Below are 19,473 nucleotides of genomic sequence, written 5' to 3' on the forward strand. Positions count from 1 at the left end.
GCCGGTCGCGTCCGCTGGGCTCCGCCGTGCCGGCTATTCCCTTCCTGTGCAGTCCCTGAACCAAAAGGGCTACGGATGTTGCTGTCACGCGTGCATTCGGGTTGACCAGGACATCTACAAGATCAGGTCACGGCAAGGTCACGACAGGGGTCTCGCCTCTTGCGAAGTGTCCTACTTGAGTGTCTAATAGACATGTCAGCAGGACAGCTACCGAGGAGGCGACGAGGACCAGGGCACGGCGTCCCTGCGAGTCGATCACCACGGCAACTTCCTAACGACAACAACCTTAAGTCCCGTATAGCGCGGGCAACGGCTTGGGCCGTGCGGTCAGCAGCGAATCCGTGCAGAGCGGAATGGTGAACGACGCGTAGCCAAACGCTCATTTCCGAGAGGGAATGTGTAGTAACTGCGCTTGCAGCACCATTTGTATAGCTCTTGCTATAGAGCGGAGTAGCGCGCATAAATGGCATGCCTGCCACAGGTGTGTCCCCAAGATAAGTCAATGGTGGTCTAGCACCGAAAAACGTCGCAATGTGTAGGCGTTCGGGGTTGTCTTAGGCGGTTGCCGACATTGGGTTTCTCTGGCTTGAGAGCGTCGCTCTCGCCTGCTCATAGCACGCCAAACCCTACGGGCATGGTTCCTTGCATTGCGCGCTAGACGTAACGGCTTATCCCAACAGTGTTTTAGAGATTCAGGGAATGTGCCATCGGAACGCGCAACCCTCACCCGTGAGTAGTGCGCCGTATTGCCCGGATACAGGATGTGTCCCCTTTGCGGAGATCTCACAACGGCGAGGGTTGCGCGTTTCGGTGCCAGTTCACAACTGGCCTGAATCGCTGCCAGTCAACCACTTTCGCACACGAAACGGAGTACCGCCATGACTATGACTCTGATCGATTGGTCCGCCCGAATTAACGCCATGGCGGACGCTCTGTCCGTTCCCGACGGCGGCTTTTCCGTCAAGCCTGACGACGGTTCCGACGTCCGTACCGGCTTTGCAGTCGCCGTACACCCGGAACATGAACGCGTTTTCGACGGTCCAGTGACCAGCAACGACCTACACGAATACATCGGGCAAGCGAAAGACGCGCTTTCGCTGCCCGGTCGCGTTCTCGGCGGATGGCGCGACCCTGCGACCGGTCGCGTCTACCTGGACGTTTCCGTCGTGACTGCGGACCTGGCCGAGGCAATGACCCTCGCGCGAGAAACCGCGCAGCTCGCAATTTTCGATTTTTCCGCCATGGAATCCATTCCGGTCACGGCCGCGGCGTGAGTCAGGAGTGAAGACCATGAGTGCAGTTATCGTCATGATCAGCGACGGACAAGCGCGCCGCATCGCGTCCGATTGGCACGGCGGTATGTCGTCCGCTCTGTATTCCCTCGCGTCATCGGGTGCGGTTGACCTTGACCGCGTCCGGAGTGAGATCTCCCGTGAGCTGTGGCAATTGGACGTCGGAGAAGTACGACGCGAATTGCTCGCCCTGGACAAATACGTACGAACGGCCGGCGCACGTCCCGTGCAATCGGGATGGTCCCGCTTGTGGGACGACTCGCCGGTGACCGTGAATCACACCTAAAAGGATTGAATTGTCATGCCTGCCCCCAGCGATCACCCATGGTTCCGGGCACACCCGGTGAGCCACGAAAACATCGTGTGGCACTGGGAACAGGCCACACCCGACGAAATCGCGCAAGGAATGCGCTGGTATGCCGACGCGCACCACGTGGCAACCGCCATCGCGAACGGTGACGCCCATCTCGGCGCCGGAATGCTCGCGATTTACTCGCCACAACAGGGATGGATCGGCAACGTCCTTAATGCGGCTCGCGTACTGCGCGAGGGTAAGGGAATCGGCGGGCCAGGTTCCGGAATGTTCGCCACGACCGGCCAGAAACGCGCGGCGGATCGGCTGCTCGCCGGTGAGCGGTATGAGGACATTCTGAACGGTCCGAAAATCCGCGACTTTGCCCACCTGATCGAGTTCGGCGGAGATCAAGATCCGGATGACCCGCGCGTGGTGATCGATCGGCACGCGCTGTCAGTGGCGCACGGTCGCGCGCTCACCTCCGAGGAGTACGGCTCGGCACCGGTCAACGGGTTCCGCCGTAAGGACGGATCGGTTTCCCGTCGGCAGTACGACCACGTGGTCAGCCTGTACCGCCGTGCCGCGGAGCTGGTCTCCGCACGTGCGGGAGAACAGGTTTCGGCGCACCAGGTTCAGGCAGTGACCTGGTTGGTCCGTCAACGGCTCAACCAGGAAGCCGAGCAACGGCGCGGTCCTAACCGGCTGGACCGGGGACGCAACCATGCCCGCGCGAATTCCGAACGCGCGTGGAACGAATTCCGGACCGTCTACCTGCCTGATCTGGCCACGTGCCCCGGTACGGGTTACCAGTCGGCTGCCTAAGTGAGGTCTCACGATGACTGACACGCAAAACCGTTCGATTCCGACAACTGTTATTCGGGTCGGCGACCTAATCTTTCTGGACAGCTTCTCCGGACTCGTACCCGCCAAGGTGACCGGGTACACCCCGCGCGGCGAAATCTCCGTTTTGGTCACCGCGACTCGGGGTGCGTACCGACGTGGCGAACACACCACGTTCAGCCCGAGCGGTTGTGTTCCGCGCGCACATGTGCGCGTGCGTTGTGGACAGTTCCGAATTTTCGGTGTGTGGACCTTTGACGGACTGCGCGAGGAATCCCAACCGCGCTGGGCCTGAAACCCGCGCTCGTTTCCACGTTCGACCAGCCAACGCCAAGGGAGACCACATGTCCACCGACACGGACAACGTCGTTGAGCTCCACTTTCAGTACGCCCAAAACGGCGACGTCATGACTGACGACACCTACGGCGAACAGGACGCCGATAGCGCGGTCGCGTTCACTCGTGATGGGTGCGCTTTCGTCGCGTGCGAACGCGCACCGCGCGGACGCTGGCGCATCGATTCGACCGACGGGGCACCCGTTCCGGTGCCGTTGTCCGCCTACCGCTACCGATTTTCATCTCTGGCGGACGCTGCGAACTACGTCGCCAAGAAATGCGGCGCTACCGTCCTCCGCGTCGATTCCTGGATCTAGCAATAAACAGTCCGACTTATCCGGACATGTCACCGATGGTCAGCCGCGTGTCTCGGCGCCCGTTCATGACGGGCGCCGCGCAGCTCTCACCCGCGCGCAACGGTTGCAACGGCTCGGCTTTCCGTTGCGGATTGTTCGACTCATCCGCGCGCACGTCATCACCACCGTTTCCCGAATGAGCGAAGGAGTTCAACCATGTTCGTGTACGGCGTGTCCCTCACCGATATTCACCACGTCGTACGCGACGTGTCCAGCGCGCTCTACGACGGAAACATCACCGTGCGCACGGGTGAGGATCGCAGCAACCGCGCCGGCCCCCGCGCCACGTTCACCCTCCGCGCCACCGACACGGCCGGTTGCGGCGCCAAGGGCAGCGCGTCCGCATGCGGCAAGGGCACCGGCCCGAACGGCAGGCGCCGCACCATTTCCGCGTGCTGGCACGCCCACTACGACGTGCTGGCCGAATTGTTCGCCCGATTCCCGGCCGCCCGTGTGGTCACCGCGATCGCCACCTACACCGCGCCCACGTTCCGTGAGCGCGCTCTGGCCACCGCGTCCCGGAACGTCGGAAGCCAGTTGTACCCGGTCACCGCGCCGGACTGCTGCGAATGTGACCACACGGACTACGTCGACACCTTCGATCGCGCCGGCTACGTCGACGACTTCGACTGGATGCCGTCCGGCGACGCGATGCGCCCGAACACGGACGTCGACTACTTCCTTGATCAGCTCGACCGCGTGCTCGCCGAACAGTGACCCCCTTTCCGCCTCTGGCCCGTCACGCCATCCGACCGACGAAAGCGAGCACAACGATGACCACCGACCACCCGACCACGCTGGACGCTCTGCGCGCGGAGCTCGACCGGGAACGCGCACGGGCCGAGTCTCTGGAGACGGTGAACCGTGTGCAGGCCGCGAGCCTGACCGGCCTGGCCCGGCTCGCGGAAGAACTGCGCTGCCAGGTTGCCGACCTGCACGACGACGCGTTGAGCTCGCGCCCGATGCAGGTGCAGGGCCTGCGCAACGTCACCGGCCGCATGAACGGCTTGGCCGACACCTTGAGCCGCGCGGCACGCGGCTACTCCGGCGCCCGAACCACGGACATGATCTACCCGACCGTGGACGACGACCTCAGCGCGCACGGGTGGACGCCCCGACCGGACCGGGGCCTGAACGGCGTGTTGCCGCCGATCCCGATCACCGAGCTGGGCGACCGGCGAGGCTACGCGCGCGGCTGGCACCGGGGGCCGCAGTGGATCACGTTGTGGTTCACCGGTCCGGGCGCACTAGCCTACGCGGACAGCAGCGACCACGGCCGGCTCACCGACGTCGACACCGTGCGCGCCGTGATCACCTCCCGCCGGCCGTTGTCCGCGGACGCGCTGACCAAGTGGGTCGCGGCCCGGCAGAAGGCGCACACGGTGCCGTTCGATGCCTCGTACGTCCGGGTGTTCGCGCACCTGCGGTCGTCCTGGGGCGGGGGCCTGGTCGTCGATGATCGGTGCGACGAACACGGCGCCCCCTCTCCCGACGGGCCCGCTAAGCGCTCCGTGTGGGCCTGCCCGAGCGACCCCGATTTCCGGCTCTACGTCTGGGGAATCGGCAACGAACCGGCCCACGTCCGCTACTGGGCCGGGCCCGTGGTCGACATGGCCCACCTGGTCCAGATCACCGGCCAGTACCGCTGACTTCAGCCCGTCCACACCCACGGGCCGACCGGGTGGCCGAGTTCGCCCGGCTGCTGGCCACGTTCGGACACCTCTCTTGATCACCTCCGGCCGTTCGGTCGCCCTCCGGTGGCCGAACGGCCGGCCTGCGCCTTCCCGATTCCGCTCACCTCCGGCCCGAAGGGACCGATACCGCCATGACCACCTCCTCCACCGCCCCCGTGGCGGACGTCCTCGACTGCGGCCACCCGCCCACCCCGGACCCCGGCGGGATCGGCACCGGCCGCGCGCTCGACCCGGCCACCGGCGCCACGAGCTGCTTTCCGTGCTCGAACGAACGCGAACGCGAGGCCATGACCCGCGCGAACACGTTCGTCGCCTACGTGTCCTCGACCGGTCACGCGCTGACCACCTGGCCCGGCGGACACCTGGCCACGATTGACCCCGCCGATGCCCATCAGCTCGGCCGGCGCACCTACACCCCGTCCGGCGGACGGTGGACCCGCTACGTCTGGCACGCCACCGACGTCGACGGAGGCCGCTGGGCAGGCGTCAACGGCGGCCCTGGCCTCGTCATCCGCGTCCACCGGCTGCGCGTGTGCACCTGGCAAACCGAGTTCGGCAGCGGCCGGCTCCCGCGCTACTGCCACCGCCGCGCCACCCACGCCGGCCAGGGCGGCGCCTTCGACCTCTACTGCCGCACCCACGCCCGCCAGGTCTTCGACCTCTACGGCTGGACCACCACCGCCCTGCCACCCCGCGCGCTCGCCCATACCCGCGCGTGAAACCACGCCACCACACCGAAAGGAGCGCTTCGTGTTCGTGAAGTTCTACGACCGCCTCGACCTGTCACGGGCGTGCCTGGACGACGTGCTCACCGTGCCCACGAACCGCGCCAAGGCGCTCGACGTGGCACGGGGACGCCACCTGCCGCGCCAGTCGCTCACCCGCGCGACCAACCGCATGGGCTTCTGGGTCTACGTCTTCCAGCTCGGCGCCGATGTCCAGCTCGGCACGGTCACCTTGGCCGGCGCTCAGCCCGGACCCGAGCACGTGGTCACGCTGCCGGTCCGCCAGCTCGACCACTACACCACTCCCGGCATGCCGCTGACCGAGACGGCCGGCCTGCTGGCCGCGATCGCCGAGGACTACCCGCCCACCGCGCTGACCGCGCTACTGGCGGACAACCTCACCAAGGTCCTCGACCTGTGGGCCGACGCCCGCCGCAACGGCCGGACCGCGATCGACATCCGCGACCTCGACCGCGCCGTCACCAGCGAATTCGCCCCCGCCATCCGCGCCTGGCGCACCGGCGACGCCTTCCCACACCCCCGCCTGGCCGACACGGCCTGGCCCGAACCCGTTCCGAGGTGAACACCATGACCATCGACGACCCCACCACCGCAACCCCGTCCGAGATCGACGAAGAGCTCGCCCGGCTCGGCATCGAACACGCCAAGGCCACCGACACCGTCAACAAGCTCACCGCCCGCGTCCAGCGTCTGGTGAACGACGGCATGGCCGAGTACGCGACCGAGTTGCAGCCTCGGATCGAGCAGGCCCGCCAGACCATGGCCGAGTGCGAGGCAGCAACGCGCCCTCTCGATGCGGAGTTCGAGCGTCGGGGCGGCTGGACCCGCGCCTGGCTGGTCCTCAACACCGGTGGGCACGTGCACCGCACCATGGCGTGCCGCACCTGCTTTCCGTCCACCCGGTTCGCCTGGCTCACCCAGCTCTCCGGGCACGACGAGACCGAGATCGTCGAGCAGGCCGGCAAGGCCGCGTGCACCGAGTGCTACCCCAGCGCGCCGGTCGACGTCCGCAACCGGCCCAGCCGGATCAAGACCCCCGAGCAACTCGCACGGGAAGCGGAGAAAGCCGAACGCGCCAAGGCCAAAGCCGCGAAAGCGATCACCTCACCAGACGGAACACCCTTGCACACCAAGGGGTATGGGCAGATCGACACCGAGTTCACGGCCCGTCGCTCCTACGCGGACGCCTTGGCCTACGCCCGACACCTGACCAGGGCAAGCGTCGCCCACCACCGAGACACCATCGCCGAGTACCAGGAGGACGCACGGCTCATCCTCGCCGCCCTGGCCGCAAAGCACGGGCGCACCGAGGACGACCTGCGCGCCGAGCTGGCGCCCAAGGTCGAAGCCAGGTGGAAGCGCGAATACAAGTAGCACCCCAACTGTCGCCCGCGTCCGGCTGGCGCGCGACTCCTTTCCCGCACACCAATTTGGCTCTTACGAAAGGCCCAACCGATGATTCTGGTCGAAACGCTGGAAGACCTGGTTTACCACTACCTCGAAGATCCCGCCAGGCCCGGCTCGGCCGTCGGCAAGGTCAACGCGCAAGACCTGGTCAGCCACGTCGTGCAGCACCTCGCCGAGCGCGGGGTCGACGTGGGATTTCAGGACGGCTCACGCCTAACCCTGTCGGGAAGCGCGCACCAGCGGCCGGAGCCCGAGCGGCACCGCCTTCCCTTGGTCCTCCAGGAAAACGACGACGGACACGTCCGCATCTACTGCGACGGCCGCGACTGCGTCTGGTCCTGGCCGCTCTACCAGCACACGAGCGCGCAGACCAACGGCGACACGATCACCAACGCCGTCGAGCACGCCCTCCGGCGACACCGCCACTCCTGACCACTCCCTCAACCAGCTACGCCACATCGGCGCGATGCCCTCCCCAACACCAGCTCACCAGGGGAGGCATCGCCCTGCATGGACTGATACACATCCGAAGGACCTCGAACCGCCATGACTACCAACGACATTCACGATGCCCGGCAACTCATCGCTGAGATCAACGTCCCCACGGAACGCCCGCGCTGGGCGTGGTGGGCCCCCGGTGACGCCACCCGCTACCACGCCACGCTGATCAACGCAGCACCCAGCGCCACCATGGTCGGCACCGCGTCCGGCGGCACCTTCCGCGCTCTCGTGATCACGATCGACATGTTCACCTTACGTCCCACCTCAATCGTGATCCCGCGGCCCACTGCCGACCTAGACCGTTACACCGCAGAGGAATGGCTCTTCCGGCGGTTTCCTGGTGGCTGGTGGGCCGGCGTCCGGCCGCTGCTGGCCGCACTGGGCTGGACGCCCACGACCGACCGCGACACCAGCTACCGCAGCACGGACCACCGCGACATCACCACGGCGCAGCGCGGCCCAGACGCCGCCCGCTAGCACCAGGCGCCGCAGTTCCCCGGCCACGCGGCCGGACCACCCCACCCGCACCCACGCCACACCGGCCCGCGTCCGCGCGGGCCGGTGATGACGGCCACCCGCCGTCCGAGGAGATCACCATGCACAGCACCGGCAACACCGATCTGCCCACCATCGCCGATACGGCCAACCGTGCAGCCACCTTCGAACCGATGACGAACGAGGACGAACGGCCGACGATCACCGTCGCCGGGGTCCACGTCGCGCTTTACGTCGACCCGGCCAGCCGTCAGGTCCGAGTCTCGATCGATCTCGACGACACCGAACCGTGGCTACTGCGCAACGACAAGGACAGCACGGTCCCACTGCGCATCTGCGTCCAGGGCGACGTCACCTTCGAGGGCTGACAACCCCATCGCGCGAACGTCAGCCCGCGCTCGCGCCAATCGCACGCCACCGTACAGCGCCACCGTTCGTCCACTCAGGACATCCAATCGCGTCACGTGATGAAGGGGTGACTCATGCACACAACAACCACCGAAATGCCGAACCTCGCCACCTATGACGTCATCCTCGTCAACAGCAGCGGCGGCAAGGACTCACAAGCAATGCTCGACGAAGTCTGTACCCTCGCCGAGGCCGCGAGAGTCCTCGATCGCATCACCGTCCTGCACTGCGCGCTCGGCCACGTCGAGTGGCCCGGCACCAGTGAACTCGCCCGCAAGCAGGCTGAGCACTACGGGGTACGCTACGAACAGCGCCACCGCGAGCAAGGACTGCTCCTTGACCAAGTTCGCCGCCGCGGGCGCTGGCCTTCTGCCTCGGCTCGCTACTGCACTTCGGACCAGAAGCGAGGCCCCGCAAGGAAACTCATCACGCAACTGGTCGCCGAGCTCGGCGATCTGGGCCGTCCGGCCCGCGTGCTGAACTGCATGGGCCTGCGCGCCGAGGAATCGCGGGCACGGCTGAAGAAGGCTCGCCTGAGTCGTGACGAGGCCGCCAGCAGCGGCCGGCGCACCGTCGACACCTGGCTTCCAATCCACGAATGGACCGAAACCCAGGTGTGGCAACGCATCCGGGCGTCCGGCGTGCCGTACCACCCGGCCTACGACCAGGGCATGACCCGCCTCTCGTGCTCCCTCTGCGTGCTCGGCAGCCGCACGGATCTCGTCCGCGCCGCACAACTACGCCCGGAACTGGCCGCCGAGTACGCCGAACTGGAAGCCGAGATCGGGCACCGGTTCCGCAACGACCTGTCCATGGCCGAGATCATCGCCACCGCTGAGCAAGCCACAACCGCGGAATACACCGAGGAGACCGCCGCGATCGAGCTCGGCCAGGGCCAACTGTGGTGGCCGAGGTTCGAACGCCAGTTCGACCGTTACGGCACCGTCTTCCTGCTCACCGGTCCGGACGCCGAGGACTACGTCTCGTTCGAGAACGCACCCGTCGGCCAACCTGGACGACTCGTCGCCATCGTGGTCGAGACCCGTCGCTCCGAGCACTGTGGCGACATAGCGCGGTCCCTCGCGCCCGTCACGCCCTCGGTCGGCGAGGAGATCACGCTCGGCGCCGGCACGTTGTTCACCGACACGGACGCCGATCTCGGCGTGCCCACCGCCGTTGGTCTCGCGCCGGACGACAACCGGGACTCCGACTGGCTCGACCCACGCGCCTTGTACCGCTGCCACAACCAAACCGTGCGGCTCGAACTCCGCATCGACAGCCACACCAACGGGCACGCACGCGACACCACGTCACACGCAGCCTGACAGCCCGACAGTCGAATCCGACGCGGGCAAGTCGCGTGGGCCGCAATTCACCCACCTTCAGCGTCGCGCACGGGCCTTCGCGTGCGTGCGCGACACGACAACCCCATGGAGACAGGAGAAAGGACCATGACCGACGCCCTCGTTCCCCCAATTCCGTTGTCGCTACAGCACCTTCCGACCGTGGGCGGCCTGGTCGTGCCCTGGATCACGCCCCGCACGGCCGACGGGCGATACCTGTTCGGCTCGGTCGATCGCGATCGGATGGGGCGGGCCCTGCTGAACCGGTGGTGCGGAGTGTGCGGTCGGCCGCTGGAGCACCGCGCCGTGCTGATGATGCGCTTGTCCGACCTGCCACGGCAGTGCACGAGCGAGCCAGCGCTGCACCCGTGGTGCGCCGCGTACACGAGCGAGTCCTGCCCGATGATCGGCGGACGGCTGGATCACTACCGTTCGTCCCTGCCGCGGCTGGACACGAACATGCTGTCGGCACCCGATGTGACGGCCCGCCAAGGTGCTGCTGCCGAGCCGTGGTTCGCCGTGTGGCTCATTGGCTACCGAGTCATCACCGACCACGGCAACCTCGCCGCCTCGTACGCCGGCACGCGGCCCCTGCGTATCCGGCCCATCACCTGGCGTCTGCCGAACATCTTCTAACCCCCGCAGGCAACTCACGCGGATCGCCTGTCCGGCAACGACATCCACACGGAGGACAACATGCAAAGGAGGACACGAACAACCGAATCCCTCGATCTGATGCCCTACGTTTGGTCGTACGGGATGGGCGCGGAATCAACAGCCGGAATCCTGCGCATGCTCACCGATCCGGCCGCTCGACCTGACACGATCGCTCCGGACTTCTCGAACCTGGTCGTCGTCATCGCCCAGACCGGAGACGAGTGGAGCACCACCGGAAGCCTTGTCCAGCACTACATTCTTCCCTTGCTCCGCAAGCACAACGTTCGACTGGTTGAAGTCGCCCGCAAGGGTCCGGCCAAAAAGGACGGCGCGCCGTACTCCAGGACACCCGGCAACCGTACCGGCTGCACCTCGACGGGGTGTACAAGCTTTCCCGCGAGAACCGCGTCACCGGCACCATGCCGCAGCTCGGCGGAGTCCGCAAGTGCAGCCAAAAGGCGAAGGGTGCACCGCAGGATGCGTGGCGGGCCAACGAGTTCGGCGGTAGGCCCTACATCCACGCGATCGGGTTCAACGTCCACGAAGGAACCAGGATCACGCGCGTGACTCCGCGTATTCCATGGGCGGACAACGCATCCCGACGTACCCGATCTATGAATGGGGCTGGAGCCGACAGGACTGCCTCGACTACCTGTACCGCAAACTCGGCTTAGCGTGGCCGAAAAGTTGCTGCCGACACTGTCCCTACGCTGGCAACAAATCCGGCTGGCCCGAGCAACTCGCACGGTTCGCCGCGCTCCCAACCGAAGCGGCACAGCACCTCATCGACGAGTACGTCTGCACCGCTTATGTAGGGCCGAACACTGTTCATAGTAGGGTGGGTCGATGCCGATCTTGGGCTGGAGAGTGCACTTCACGTGTCGGAACTTGCCTGTGCCGCGGGAGCCGCGGGAGGTGCTTCAAGGTTTGGCCCCGGTGGAGGTGGTGGACCGGTGGCTGGATGATGAGGACATCCCGGATCGGGTGCCGTGCCTGATCGCGCCGGACGGTCACTACGACCTCGCGTTGAACCGGTACTTCCTGCAGGCGGACATGGTGGACGCCTCGGAGCACACCTTGGCGGCGATCGCCTACGACCTGGCGGACTTCCTGACTTTCTTGTGGTGCCACCGAAAACCTGTCGGCAGTCGGACGTGGACGGACGCCACGCCGGAGGATCGGGCGGCGTACAAGCGGTGGCGCCGGACCGATCCGAACGGGCCACGCGTGGCGGGGTCGACGTGGGGGCGATGCGTGGCCACGGTGAACCAGTTCTACAAGTGGGCGGTGCGCCGGGGGCTGGTCGAGCAGAACCCGATCGTGCAGCGTCCGGCGCGGTCGCGGCCGGGCCGGGCACGGTCTGGGGAGGAGACGCCGGCGGAGGCGCCGCGCGATGGCCGCAGGGCGGAGGCGGGCTGGTTGCCGCCGACGTCGTATCGACGCTGGCGGGATGTGGGGGTGCGCGGTTATCTGCCGACGGGAGTGCGGGACGGGTCGTTCAAGGGCCGGCTTGCCTCCCGGAATGCGACGTTCTGTGACCTGATGGTGCGTACAGGGCTGCGGTTGTCGGAACAGTCGAGCCTGTCGTTGTTCGAGGTACCGGAGGTGGATCTGGGGCGGGCGTACGTGCCGACCCGGTTGCCGGTCGCGATCGCCAAGGGCGGGTCGGGCCGCCGGATCTACATCGCGGCTTCGGTGCTGCGGGATGTGTGGGACTACGTCCGGTTCGATCGGGCCGAGGTGGTGGAGCGGGCACGGGCACGCGGGATCTATGACCGGGTGGCCGATCCGCTCGTGGTCGAGGACCCGCAGCGGGCGTCGCTGCCGCCGCGCCGGTCAGGTGGCCGGCGGGTCGCGGTGGAATCGCTTGGGCACCGCGAGCGGCGCCTGTTGTTCATCCGAGGTGAGGACGGGCTGCTGGAACCGGCGGCGTTGTGGCTGACCGAGGACGGGCTGCCGGTCATGCCGGGCACGTGGAAGTCGATGTTCCAGGACGCCAACGACCGGTGCGTGCGGCACGGGATCGCGTTGCGGTGTCATCCGCACCTGCTGCGGCACACGTTCGCGGTGGTCACGCTGGAGCAGTTGCAGCGAGAGCACATCCGTGAGTTGGCCGCGATGAGCCCCGCCCAGCGAACGTCCTACGAGCAGGTCTTCGGTGACCCGCAGGACTGGGTGCGACGCCGGCTCGGTCACCGGTCGTTGGAGTCGACCTTCACCTACCTGCACACGTTGCAGGAGTTGGAGATGGAGACCCGGCTGGCGCTGGTGCCCGATGAGTGGGAGCCGGCCGGACTGGATTCCGGCGAGCTGGAGCGTGAGGCTGCAGACGAGGCGTACGGCCAGGCCGGGCTGGTGGTCCGGTGAGCGGGAGCCGCCGGCGGCCGACCACGGGCCGGAGCCGGTTTGCCGCGCGTCCGGAGGGCGCCTACGAGCCGGAGCCGTTGGTGCGCAGCGCGCCCGGCTCGGGATTGGAGGTGCTGTTCGAGGGCGAGGACGGCCGCAACGACGTGTTCCGGTTCGCCGACTGGCCGATGCCACAGCTGCATCCGCCGCTGGCGGAGGCGTTCGCCGTGGTCTGTGGCCCGCAGGGAAGCTGTCGCACGCGGTCCACCGCGGAGGGGGCGTGGAGCGCGCTCAAGCAGTTTCTGCGGTCGCTGGAGCGCATGGCCCAGCCGCCCGCCACCCTGGCCGAGCTGACCGCGCGGCACCTGGACCGCTACCGGATGGACCGGCTTGGTTCTGTCAACGAGCGGACGCTGACCTTGGAGATCTGGCAGATCCGCAAGGTGCTGCGCGAGGTGCTCCCGCCAGAGCTGATCAGCGAGGAGGTCCACGCCTGGTTGAACCAGCGTCGGCCCCTGACGACCCCGAAACCGCCACCGCCCAGCGGGTACTCCGACCGCGAGTTCGACCTGATCATGGCCACGGCCCGGTCAGACGTCGCGGCCATCCGCGAGCGCCTGGCCACCGGTCGGCGGCTGCTCACCGACTACGAGCAGGATCCGGACTCGCTGGATGTCGAGCAGCAGAAGCTGGCCGCCACCTTGGCGCAGATCAGGGTGACCGGAGAGGTGCCGATCATCCGGATGCCGCACCCGAATTCCGGGTTGCGGGACCGCGCGGCGATGCTGGAGCTGGCCGGGTACCTGTTCCTGCTCGACCGCGACATCCCGCCGTTGCTGACGCTGGCGGTCGGGTTGTCGGGCCGCAACGCCGAGACCATCAAGGACCTGTCGGCCGTACACGAGGTCCTGGAGGGCAAGGCGGTGCGGATCGGGCTGGTCAAGCGGCGTCGCGGGCCCAGCCGCATGTTCGACACCGGGCATTGGGAGATCGGCAAGCCCAGCGCGCGGTTGCAGACCTCCGGCGGGCTGTATCTGTTGATCGAGGAGATGACCCGGCTGGGCCGGTCGTTTCCGGCACCGACTCGTTGTGGTCGATCTGGGTGTGGCGCAACGGCCACATCGGCGCGTATGACCGGCGGCTGCACCGCGGCAACTCGTTCAAGAAATGGCAGGCCCGGCACCAACACAACCTCGTCGACGACAACGGCGACCGCTTGCGGATCAACCTGCCGCTGTTGAAGAAGACGGTGGACGTGCGCAACACCCGCGCCGCGGGTGGCCACCTGCCCTCCTCGACACGCAGCAACACCTTCCCGGTGCTGTTCTCCAACTACCTGCGGGGTGACGCCTCGGTTCGGGAGTGGGCCGGCGAGGTGGTCACCGCGGCGCTGGCCGACGCCGAGCGGGACGCCAGGGCCGCGCACGCCCGTGTGCTGGCCACCGCGCAGGGTCAGGTGCCCGAACCGGCCGAGGCCGCCCACCGATTGGGGGTCTCGCAGGAGACCGCCGAGCTCCTGCTGGCGGGGCGGCTGGACACCGTGGTCGCGGCCTGCGCGGACATCGAGCACGGCCCGTTCGACGGCGGCAAGCGGTGCTCGGTGTCGTTTCTGACCTGCCTGGCCTGTGAGAACGCGCTGGTCACTCACGCGCACATCCCGCGGCTGAAGGCCCTGCTGGACTGGCTGCTGGCGCGGCGCGAGGCGATGGAGTTGGCGACCTGGTGGCAGCGGCACGGCCTTACCTGGCTGGCCATCACCCAGCACATCCGCCCCAAGTTCAGCCCCGCCGAATGGGAGCAGGCCCCACCCAGCGTGGGCCTGGCCGCCCTGCTGGACGTCATCGACGGACCGAAGGAGAACACGTGACCAGCGCCGCAGCCGCGCCCCGTCGCGGCGGGCCGGTGCCCCCGGATGCCCCGGTCCTGGCCACCCGCCCCCTGCGCCCAGGCGCCGACCTGGACGGCACGTCCCGGTTCGCTGACGACGTGTGGGACCTCGACGCGGCCAACCATCAGGTCCACACCCGACGGTGGATCCTGAACTTCCCCACCCTGCCGGCGGCGTTCCGCCCGGTCGCCAAGGAACTGTTCTACGCCCTGCTGGCCGGCGAACCCCCACCTGGGGAGACCCGCAGCTCGCTGGGCTCGATCCGCGGACGGTTCACCCACGTGAAGAAGTTCCTCTGGTGGGCCGACCGGCGCGGCATTCCGGCCTTGGCCGACGTCACGGCCGACGACCTGCTGGCCTACCACCACTGGCTCCAGGCTCAAGACCTCGGTCCCAGCCAGCGCGGCGCGCACCGAGGCGCGGTGCGGCTGTTCTGGCTCTACCGTCTTGCCCTGCACAGCGACGCTCTGCCGGTGGATCCGTCGCGGATCGAGGAGTGGAGCAGCGACAACTCCAAACCGGCCCGTCGCAGCGAGAACCGCACCGACCGTATCCCCGAGCAGATGATCAGCCCGCTGCTGGTGTGGGCGCTGCGGTGGGTCAGCGACTTCGCCCCGGACGTGCTGGCCGCCCGTGCCGAATGGTGGCCGCTGTACGTCGAGGGGCGGCGGCGCAGCGCACTGGGACGCCGCGGTCAACCACCGATCATCGACCGGGCCAAGCGGGCCGAGACGCGTGAACGGCTGCGCACGCTGCTGGCCGACTACCGCGCCGCCGGTCGGCCGTTGCCCGGTAACGCCGACGGGCAGGTCAACGAGCACCACCTGGCCCGCCAGATCGGCCGGTACCGCTCCGCGTTTCGCTATCCCACCACCAGCGCGATGATCAGCCAGGCAGTGGCCGAACTGGGGATCGCCGACGACACCTACCTCATCACCCCGGTCCGCGCCCAGGTGTACGGTCGGCCGTGGCTGGCCCGTATCCGGTTCGCCGACGTCCCGACGCTGACTCGGATGCTGGCCGCCGCCTGCTACGTGGTGATCGCCTACCTGTCTGGGATGCGGGACAGCGAGGTCAAGCACATGCGCCGCGGCTGCCTGACCCGCAAGCGCGACCGCGACGGCGCCGTCGTGCGCCGCGTGGTCACCAGCCAGGCGTTCAAGGGCGAGGGCACGCCGACCGGGGTCCGGGCGACCTGGGTGGTCTCCGAGACGGTCGAGCACGCTGTCACCGTGCTCGAACATCTCCAGCCACCCGAGGTGGACTATCTGTTCGCAGCCCTGCCCGGCTCCGCCGGGTACCGCTACGGCGACGCCGGCAATCCGCAGACCACGACCGCGACGAACCGGGTGCTCAACGCGTTCGTCGACTGGATCAATACCTACTGCGGCGCCCACGACCTGCCCGACATTATCCCGTTGGTGCGCAAGCAACGCTGGATGCTGTCCACCAGCCAGTTCCGTCGCACGCTGGCGTGGTTCATCGCCCGCCGTCCCGGTGGGTCCATCGCCGGAGCGATCCAGTACCGACACCACAGCATCCAGATGTTCGAGGGCTACGCCGGAACCTCCGACTCCGGGTTCCGAGCCGAGGTCGAGGCCGAGCAGACCCTCGAACGCGGCGAGCGTCTGCTGGCGATGATCGACGGCCACGAACACCACGACCTGCGCGGTCCCGCCGCCGCAGAAGCGCAGGCCCGACTGGCCGAGTTCGGCCGCAAGGTCGCCTACGCCGGCTCCGTGGTCACCGACCCGAAACGCCTCGCCAAGATCATGAAACGGGACGACCCGAAAATCTATTTCGGACAGTTCGTCACCTGCGTGCACAACCCCGCCAAGGCGCTGTGCCGACGCAAGCTCGCCCTGGATGGAACGACCGCGCTGCCCGACCTCGGTGATTGTCAGCCGTTGCGGTGCCGCAACGTCGCGTTGACACCGGACAACCTGGTCGCCCTCGCCACCCAGTTGTCCACTCTGGACAGCATTCTGAAGTCGTCGGAGGTGCTGGCGCCCTACGTCGCGCACCGGCTGCAACAGCAGCGTTGCGACCTGGTGGCGCTGCTGGCCGCGGCCGGCCACGATCCTCAGCGGGATCCCGATCAGCGCCGCGTTTCGGGGCAGCACAAGGCTGTCGACGCCGTCCGCGGCTCCGGGGAGGTTCGGTGAGCACCGGGTCACTGCCCAGCGAAGACCAGGTCCGCGCGGCGGCCGAGGAACTGCTGGCCGCCCATCGCGAGGGTGGGGCTTACCCGACGGTCACCGCCCTGGCCAAACGGTTCGACCTCAACCGCACCACCTTCTACCGGCACTTCGCCCCAGCCGCGGAGGCCATGCTGGACGCCGCGCAGCAACAGCACACCGACGAGCGGAAACGACGCCGGCCGGTCCGATCCGACGACGACCGAGACCGGGCCCTGCGGCGCCTGCGCGACGAGAACGACAACCTGCGCAAGCACGTAGAGATCTACGAAGAGCACCTGCGGATGCTCGCCACCGAGAACGCCCGTCTGCGAGACCAACTCCAGCGCCAGGCCGGGGTGACCGACCTGGCGGGTAGGCGCCCACCGACCACCGAAGCTCACTGATCAACACGGGTTCTGCCGATGGACCTGGGCCACTGGCCGCCGCCCCTGGTTGGCGGTGGCCCGAACACGGGTCGACGCGCTGGCACAGCCGCACGGCTCCGGCTCCGCCGAGACCACATCGGCGATAAACGTGACGAACCCGCCGGACACGGTCATGTCGTCGCCGCACAGGGCCCGTTCCGACCTGGTGACAACCTCGGCGGGGCATCGGCTGTTCGGCGGTTGGTCCGGGCGTGGCGGCCAAGCGAATGTGCTGTTGCCGAGACGCCGCCGAACTCACCCTTGGTGATCGGTCGCATCCGGGATGCGACAGGATGGGCGATGGACAGCTCGTCCAGTCTGCCCGCCGGGTGGGCGCAGCCGACACCGACGCCAAGGAGAAGGGAACCCGTGACGGTCCAGGACGTGTACCTGCTCGCCCTGCACGAGCCTTACCAGTCTCCGCAGCACCCGACGCCGATCAACGCGACGATCGTGCACGCCCTGACGCTGCTGCACCCGGCGGTGCCGCAGCCGGACGGCGGCCGGATGTACCGGTGCCTGACCGAGTTCCCCGGCCGCGTGCCGGGCGAGGTGGTGCCGTTGTCGACGCTGACCTTCGAGCTGGGCGGCGGACAGTTGTGGTCGCAGGTCGCCGACTGGGAGCGAGTCGTCCACGCCGTGGTGCAGATCGCCCGCCACCAGGGCTGCGACGCGATGCCGCTGGGCCTGCCGCAGGTCGCGGTCGTGCTGGTGGGCGGCGGCCCGAACACCGTGCACGAGCTGCACCACCCGGACGGCTCCCGCTCGCAGGCAGGCCCCGTCGAGCGGCAGCAGCACCTGGACGAGCTGACCGGCCACGTCCGCCGGTTCGCTGCGGAAGGCCCGTTCTGGCCGGGCGACAATCTCGTCGCTCCGTCGCGCGAACCGCGCGTGCTGCCTTACCAGCCCTACGGCTCGTAGCCCGGCGGGACGACGACCATACACAGCCCCGACCTGCTCCCCCTAGCGGAGGCGTCGTGAACGCCGACGATCGCGTCCTGCTGCTGGATCTGGAAAACCTCGGCACCGTGCGGCTGCGGCCACGGCCGCTGCGGGCGCGGCTGGAGACGCTGCTCGCCGCCGCCGGCGAGATCCACCACGCCGTCGCCGCCTACGCCCTGCCCACCGGCGAGGACGCCGACCCGCTGGCGTCGCTGCTGGCCGAGTTGCGCATCGCACCGCTGCGCGTGCCGCCCGGCGCTGACGCCGCTGAGGTGGCGCTGCTGGCGCACGCCCGGCACGTCCACGCCGAAGGCGGCCGGATCTTCCTCGTCGGCAGCGCGGATGGCCGCTTCGCCGAACTCGCCGGGCTGGGCCGCGTCGAACTGCTGGTCTGGGAGGGCCAGCCCGTCGCCACCCGGCTGGCCGACCTCGCCCACCACGTGCATCGCCTCACCCGCCCGACCGGCACGCCCACCGACGATGCCGCCGCACAGGACGAGCACGAACCACCGGACACCCCGGCCTTGACCGCCCCAGCGGCGGGTCCGGGCCAAGGCGAGGCGAGCATGGCGGTCGGGTTGCTCGCCGGGGTGGCCACCGGCATCGGCATCGCCGTGGGCCAACGGCTGCTCGACATCCTGGTGCCGCGCAGGAAACGCTGACTACTTACACCGGCCCCGCCGCCCGTTCGGACCACCCTCGGGCACACAACGGCCAGGATGATGTGTCCGGATACCGAAGCCCGCAAGGGAACGAACAACGTGGAGGAACCAGACGATGGCCGATGACGGTCAGGACTTGCAGCTCAGCGCCGACGGGACGTGGGAACCCTGCGCGATTCTGCCTGCCGACGACGACGGCGGGGACATGGAGCAGATGCTGGAAGCGCGGGGCTGGGAGTCGTTCCTGTGTCTGGGCTCGGGTGAGGACGTCGGTGTCGAGATCACCGTCTACCAGCGTCGAGACGGAACCGGCCACCCGCAGTACCTTCTGTCGGTGTGGGGTGAGCAGATCGGGTCGCCGTTCCTGAAGATCGACACCTTGCCCCAGGTGATGCAACTGCTGTCGCAGTGGGTGCCGGTCGTGCAGGCAGCGAGCATCTCCCGCGTCGTGTCCGACCTGAGTGCCGGGGTCATCGAGCACGAGGGCCTGGTGGAGACGATCGCGGCCCGAGCCACCTGGGGTGCGCAGGAGCGGCTGCCCACGCTGAAGGCGCAGCGGGACCAGTGGGACCGCGACGCCGCCGAGCGACGACGCGCCCGCGCCGCGCGGAAACCCTGACATCACACCAGCATCGCCCGAGCCGGCCCGAGCAGAACGGC

The 19,473-nt window shown here is 68.0% G+C and carries 21 protein-coding genes; all 21 read left to right on the forward strand.

The genetic code is table 11. The annotated features are described in order from the left end of the window. Positions 1–884 precede the first annotated feature (884 nt). The 21 genes from ACWEPX_RS10270 to ACWEPX_RS10370 all read left to right on the forward strand — a co-directional run bounded on the left by ACWEPX_RS10270 (position 885) and on the right by ACWEPX_RS10370 (position 19,432). Complete coding sequence (locus ACWEPX_RS10270) at positions 885–1,274, forward strand: hypothetical protein (RefSeq protein WP_451896794.1); 390 nt, start codon at positions 885–887, stop codon at positions 1,272–1,274. A gap of 361 nt (positions 1,275–1,635) precedes the next feature. Further along, on the forward strand, positions 1,636–2,409 hold the full coding sequence (locus tag ACWEPX_RS10275) for a DUF7178 family protein (RefSeq protein ID WP_451896795.1): 774 nt from the start codon (positions 1,636–1,638) through the stop codon (positions 2,407–2,409). A 362-nt stretch (positions 2,410–2,771) separates the two neighbouring features. Beyond that, a complete protein-coding gene (locus tag ACWEPX_RS10280; RefSeq protein ID WP_451896796.1) occupies positions 2,772–3,080 on the forward strand; it encodes a hypothetical protein in 309 nt (102 codons plus the stop codon). A gap of 195 nt (positions 3,081–3,275) precedes the next feature. Continuing rightward, the gene (locus ACWEPX_RS10285; protein ID WP_451896797.1) at positions 3,276–3,836 is read left to right on the forward strand and encodes a hypothetical protein; all 561 of its coding nucleotides are present in this window, start codon (positions 3,276–3,278) and stop codon (positions 3,834–3,836) included. Positions 3,837–3,892: 56 nt separating this feature from the next. Beyond that, entirely contained in the window at positions 3,893–4,768 is an 876-nt protein-coding gene (locus ACWEPX_RS10290; RefSeq protein WP_451896798.1) for a hypothetical protein, read from the forward strand. A gap of 176 nt (positions 4,769–4,944) precedes the next feature. Further along, positions 4,945–5,532: a hypothetical protein gene (locus tag ACWEPX_RS10295; protein ID WP_451896799.1), complete on the forward strand. Its 588-nt coding sequence runs from the start codon at positions 4,945–4,947 to the stop codon at positions 5,530–5,532. 31 nt (positions 5,533–5,563) lie between these two features. After that, positions 5,564–6,121 carry a hypothetical protein gene (locus tag ACWEPX_RS10300; protein ID WP_451896800.1) on the forward strand — a complete coding sequence of 186 codons (558 nt, stop codon included), beginning with the start codon at positions 5,564–5,566 and terminating at the stop codon, positions 6,119–6,121. A 5-nt stretch (positions 6,122–6,126) separates the two neighbouring features. Further along, a complete protein-coding gene (locus ACWEPX_RS10305) occupies positions 6,127–6,933 on the forward strand; it encodes a hypothetical protein (RefSeq protein WP_451896801.1) in 807 nt (268 codons plus the stop codon). A gap of 81 nt (positions 6,934–7,014) precedes the next feature. After that, positions 7,015–7,398: a hypothetical protein gene (locus tag ACWEPX_RS10310; RefSeq protein WP_451896802.1), complete on the forward strand. Its 384-nt coding sequence runs from the start codon at positions 7,015–7,017 to the stop codon at positions 7,396–7,398. 114 nt (positions 7,399–7,512) lie between these two features. Continuing rightward, complete coding sequence (locus tag ACWEPX_RS10315) at positions 7,513–7,944, forward strand: hypothetical protein (RefSeq protein ID WP_451896803.1); 432 nt, start codon at positions 7,513–7,515, stop codon at positions 7,942–7,944. 119 nt (positions 7,945–8,063) lie between these two features. Next, entirely contained in the window at positions 8,064–8,330 is a 267-nt protein-coding gene (locus tag ACWEPX_RS10320) for a hypothetical protein (RefSeq protein WP_451896804.1), read from the forward strand. A 114-nt stretch (positions 8,331–8,444) separates the two neighbouring features. Then, complete coding sequence (locus tag ACWEPX_RS10325) at positions 8,445–9,695, forward strand: phosphoadenosine phosphosulfate reductase domain-containing protein (RefSeq protein WP_451896805.1); 1,251 nt, start codon at positions 8,445–8,447, stop codon at positions 9,693–9,695. A 126-nt stretch (positions 9,696–9,821) separates the two neighbouring features. Then, on the forward strand, positions 9,822–10,349 hold the full coding sequence (locus tag ACWEPX_RS10330; protein ID WP_451896806.1) for a hypothetical protein: 528 nt from the start codon (positions 9,822–9,824) through the stop codon (positions 10,347–10,349). A 957-nt stretch (positions 10,350–11,306) separates the two neighbouring features. Next, positions 11,307–12,737 (forward strand): tyrosine-type recombinase/integrase, encoded by a 1,431-nt coding sequence (locus tag ACWEPX_RS10335; protein ID WP_451896807.1) that lies wholly within the window; start codon positions 11,307–11,309, stop codon positions 12,735–12,737. After that, positions 12,734–13,957 (forward strand): hypothetical protein, encoded by a 1,224-nt coding sequence (locus tag ACWEPX_RS10340; protein ID WP_451896808.1) that lies wholly within the window; start codon positions 12,734–12,736, stop codon positions 13,955–13,957. Before ACWEPX_RS10335 ends, ACWEPX_RS10340 begins: the two co-directional genes overlap by 4 nt. Then, the gene (locus ACWEPX_RS10345; RefSeq protein WP_451896809.1) at positions 13,954–14,583 is read left to right on the forward strand and encodes a hypothetical protein; all 630 of its coding nucleotides are present in this window, start codon (positions 13,954–13,956) and stop codon (positions 14,581–14,583) included. Before ACWEPX_RS10340 ends, ACWEPX_RS10345 begins: the two co-directional genes overlap by 4 nt. After that, entirely contained in the window at positions 14,580–16,769 is a 2,190-nt protein-coding gene (locus ACWEPX_RS10350) for a hypothetical protein (protein WP_451896810.1), read from the forward strand. The genes ACWEPX_RS10345 and ACWEPX_RS10350 overlap by 4 nt, the downstream gene beginning before the upstream one ends. Then, positions 16,766–17,188 carry a hypothetical protein gene (locus ACWEPX_RS10355; protein ID WP_451896811.1) on the forward strand — a complete coding sequence of 141 codons (423 nt, stop codon included), beginning with the start codon at positions 16,766–16,768 and terminating at the stop codon, positions 17,186–17,188. The genes ACWEPX_RS10350 and ACWEPX_RS10355 overlap by 4 nt, the downstream gene beginning before the upstream one ends. Before the next feature lie 390 nt (positions 17,189–17,578). Next, positions 17,579–18,130: a hypothetical protein gene (locus ACWEPX_RS10360; RefSeq protein ID WP_451896812.1), complete on the forward strand. Its 552-nt coding sequence runs from the start codon at positions 17,579–17,581 to the stop codon at positions 18,128–18,130. Positions 18,131–18,186: 56 nt separating this feature from the next. Beyond that, on the forward strand, positions 18,187–18,813 hold the full coding sequence (locus ACWEPX_RS10365; RefSeq protein WP_451896813.1) for a hypothetical protein: 627 nt from the start codon (positions 18,187–18,189) through the stop codon (positions 18,811–18,813). Between the two features lie 115 nt (positions 18,814–18,928). Beyond that, entirely contained in the window at positions 18,929–19,432 is a 504-nt protein-coding gene (locus tag ACWEPX_RS10370) for a hypothetical protein (RefSeq protein ID WP_451896814.1), read from the forward strand. Positions 19,433–19,473 lie beyond the last annotated feature (41 nt).

The organism is Actinokineospora sp. NPDC004072, assembly GCF_053604195.1.

Bases quoted from the DNA above. Each gene is read 5' to 3' on its own strand.
- ACWEPX_RS10270 (WP_451896794.1), top strand. From the start codon at position 885: ATGACTCTGATCGATTGGTCCGCCCGAATTAACGCCATGGCGGACGCT.
- ACWEPX_RS10280 (WP_451896796.1), top strand. From the start codon at position 2,772: ATGTCCACCGACACGGACAACGTCGTTGAGCTCCACTTTCAGTACGCC.
- ACWEPX_RS10285 (WP_451896797.1), top strand. From the start codon at position 3,276: ATGTTCGTGTACGGCGTGTCCCTCACCGATATTCACCACGTCGTACGC.
- ACWEPX_RS10290 (WP_451896798.1), top strand. From the start codon at position 3,893: ATGACCACCGACCACCCGACCACGCTGGACGCTCTGCGCGCGGAGCTC.
- ACWEPX_RS10295 (WP_451896799.1), top strand. From the start codon at position 4,945: ATGACCACCTCCTCCACCGCCCCCGTGGCGGACGTCCTCGACTGCGGC.
- ACWEPX_RS10305 (WP_451896801.1), top strand. From the start codon at position 6,127: ATGACCATCGACGACCCCACCACCGCAACCCCGTCCGAGATCGACGAA.
- ACWEPX_RS10310 (WP_451896802.1), top strand. From the start codon at position 7,015: ATGATTCTGGTCGAAACGCTGGAAGACCTGGTTTACCACTACCTCGAA.
- ACWEPX_RS10315 (WP_451896803.1), top strand. From the start codon at position 7,513: ATGACTACCAACGACATTCACGATGCCCGGCAACTCATCGCTGAGATC.
- ACWEPX_RS10320 (WP_451896804.1), top strand. From the start codon at position 8,064: ATGCACAGCACCGGCAACACCGATCTGCCCACCATCGCCGATACGGCC.
- ACWEPX_RS10325 (WP_451896805.1), top strand. From the start codon at position 8,445: ATGCACACAACAACCACCGAAATGCCGAACCTCGCCACCTATGACGTC.
- ACWEPX_RS10330 (WP_451896806.1), top strand. From the start codon at position 9,822: ATGACCGACGCCCTCGTTCCCCCAATTCCGTTGTCGCTACAGCACCTT.
- ACWEPX_RS10370 (WP_451896814.1), top strand. From the start codon at position 18,929: ATGGCCGATGACGGTCAGGACTTGCAGCTCAGCGCCGACGGGACGTGG.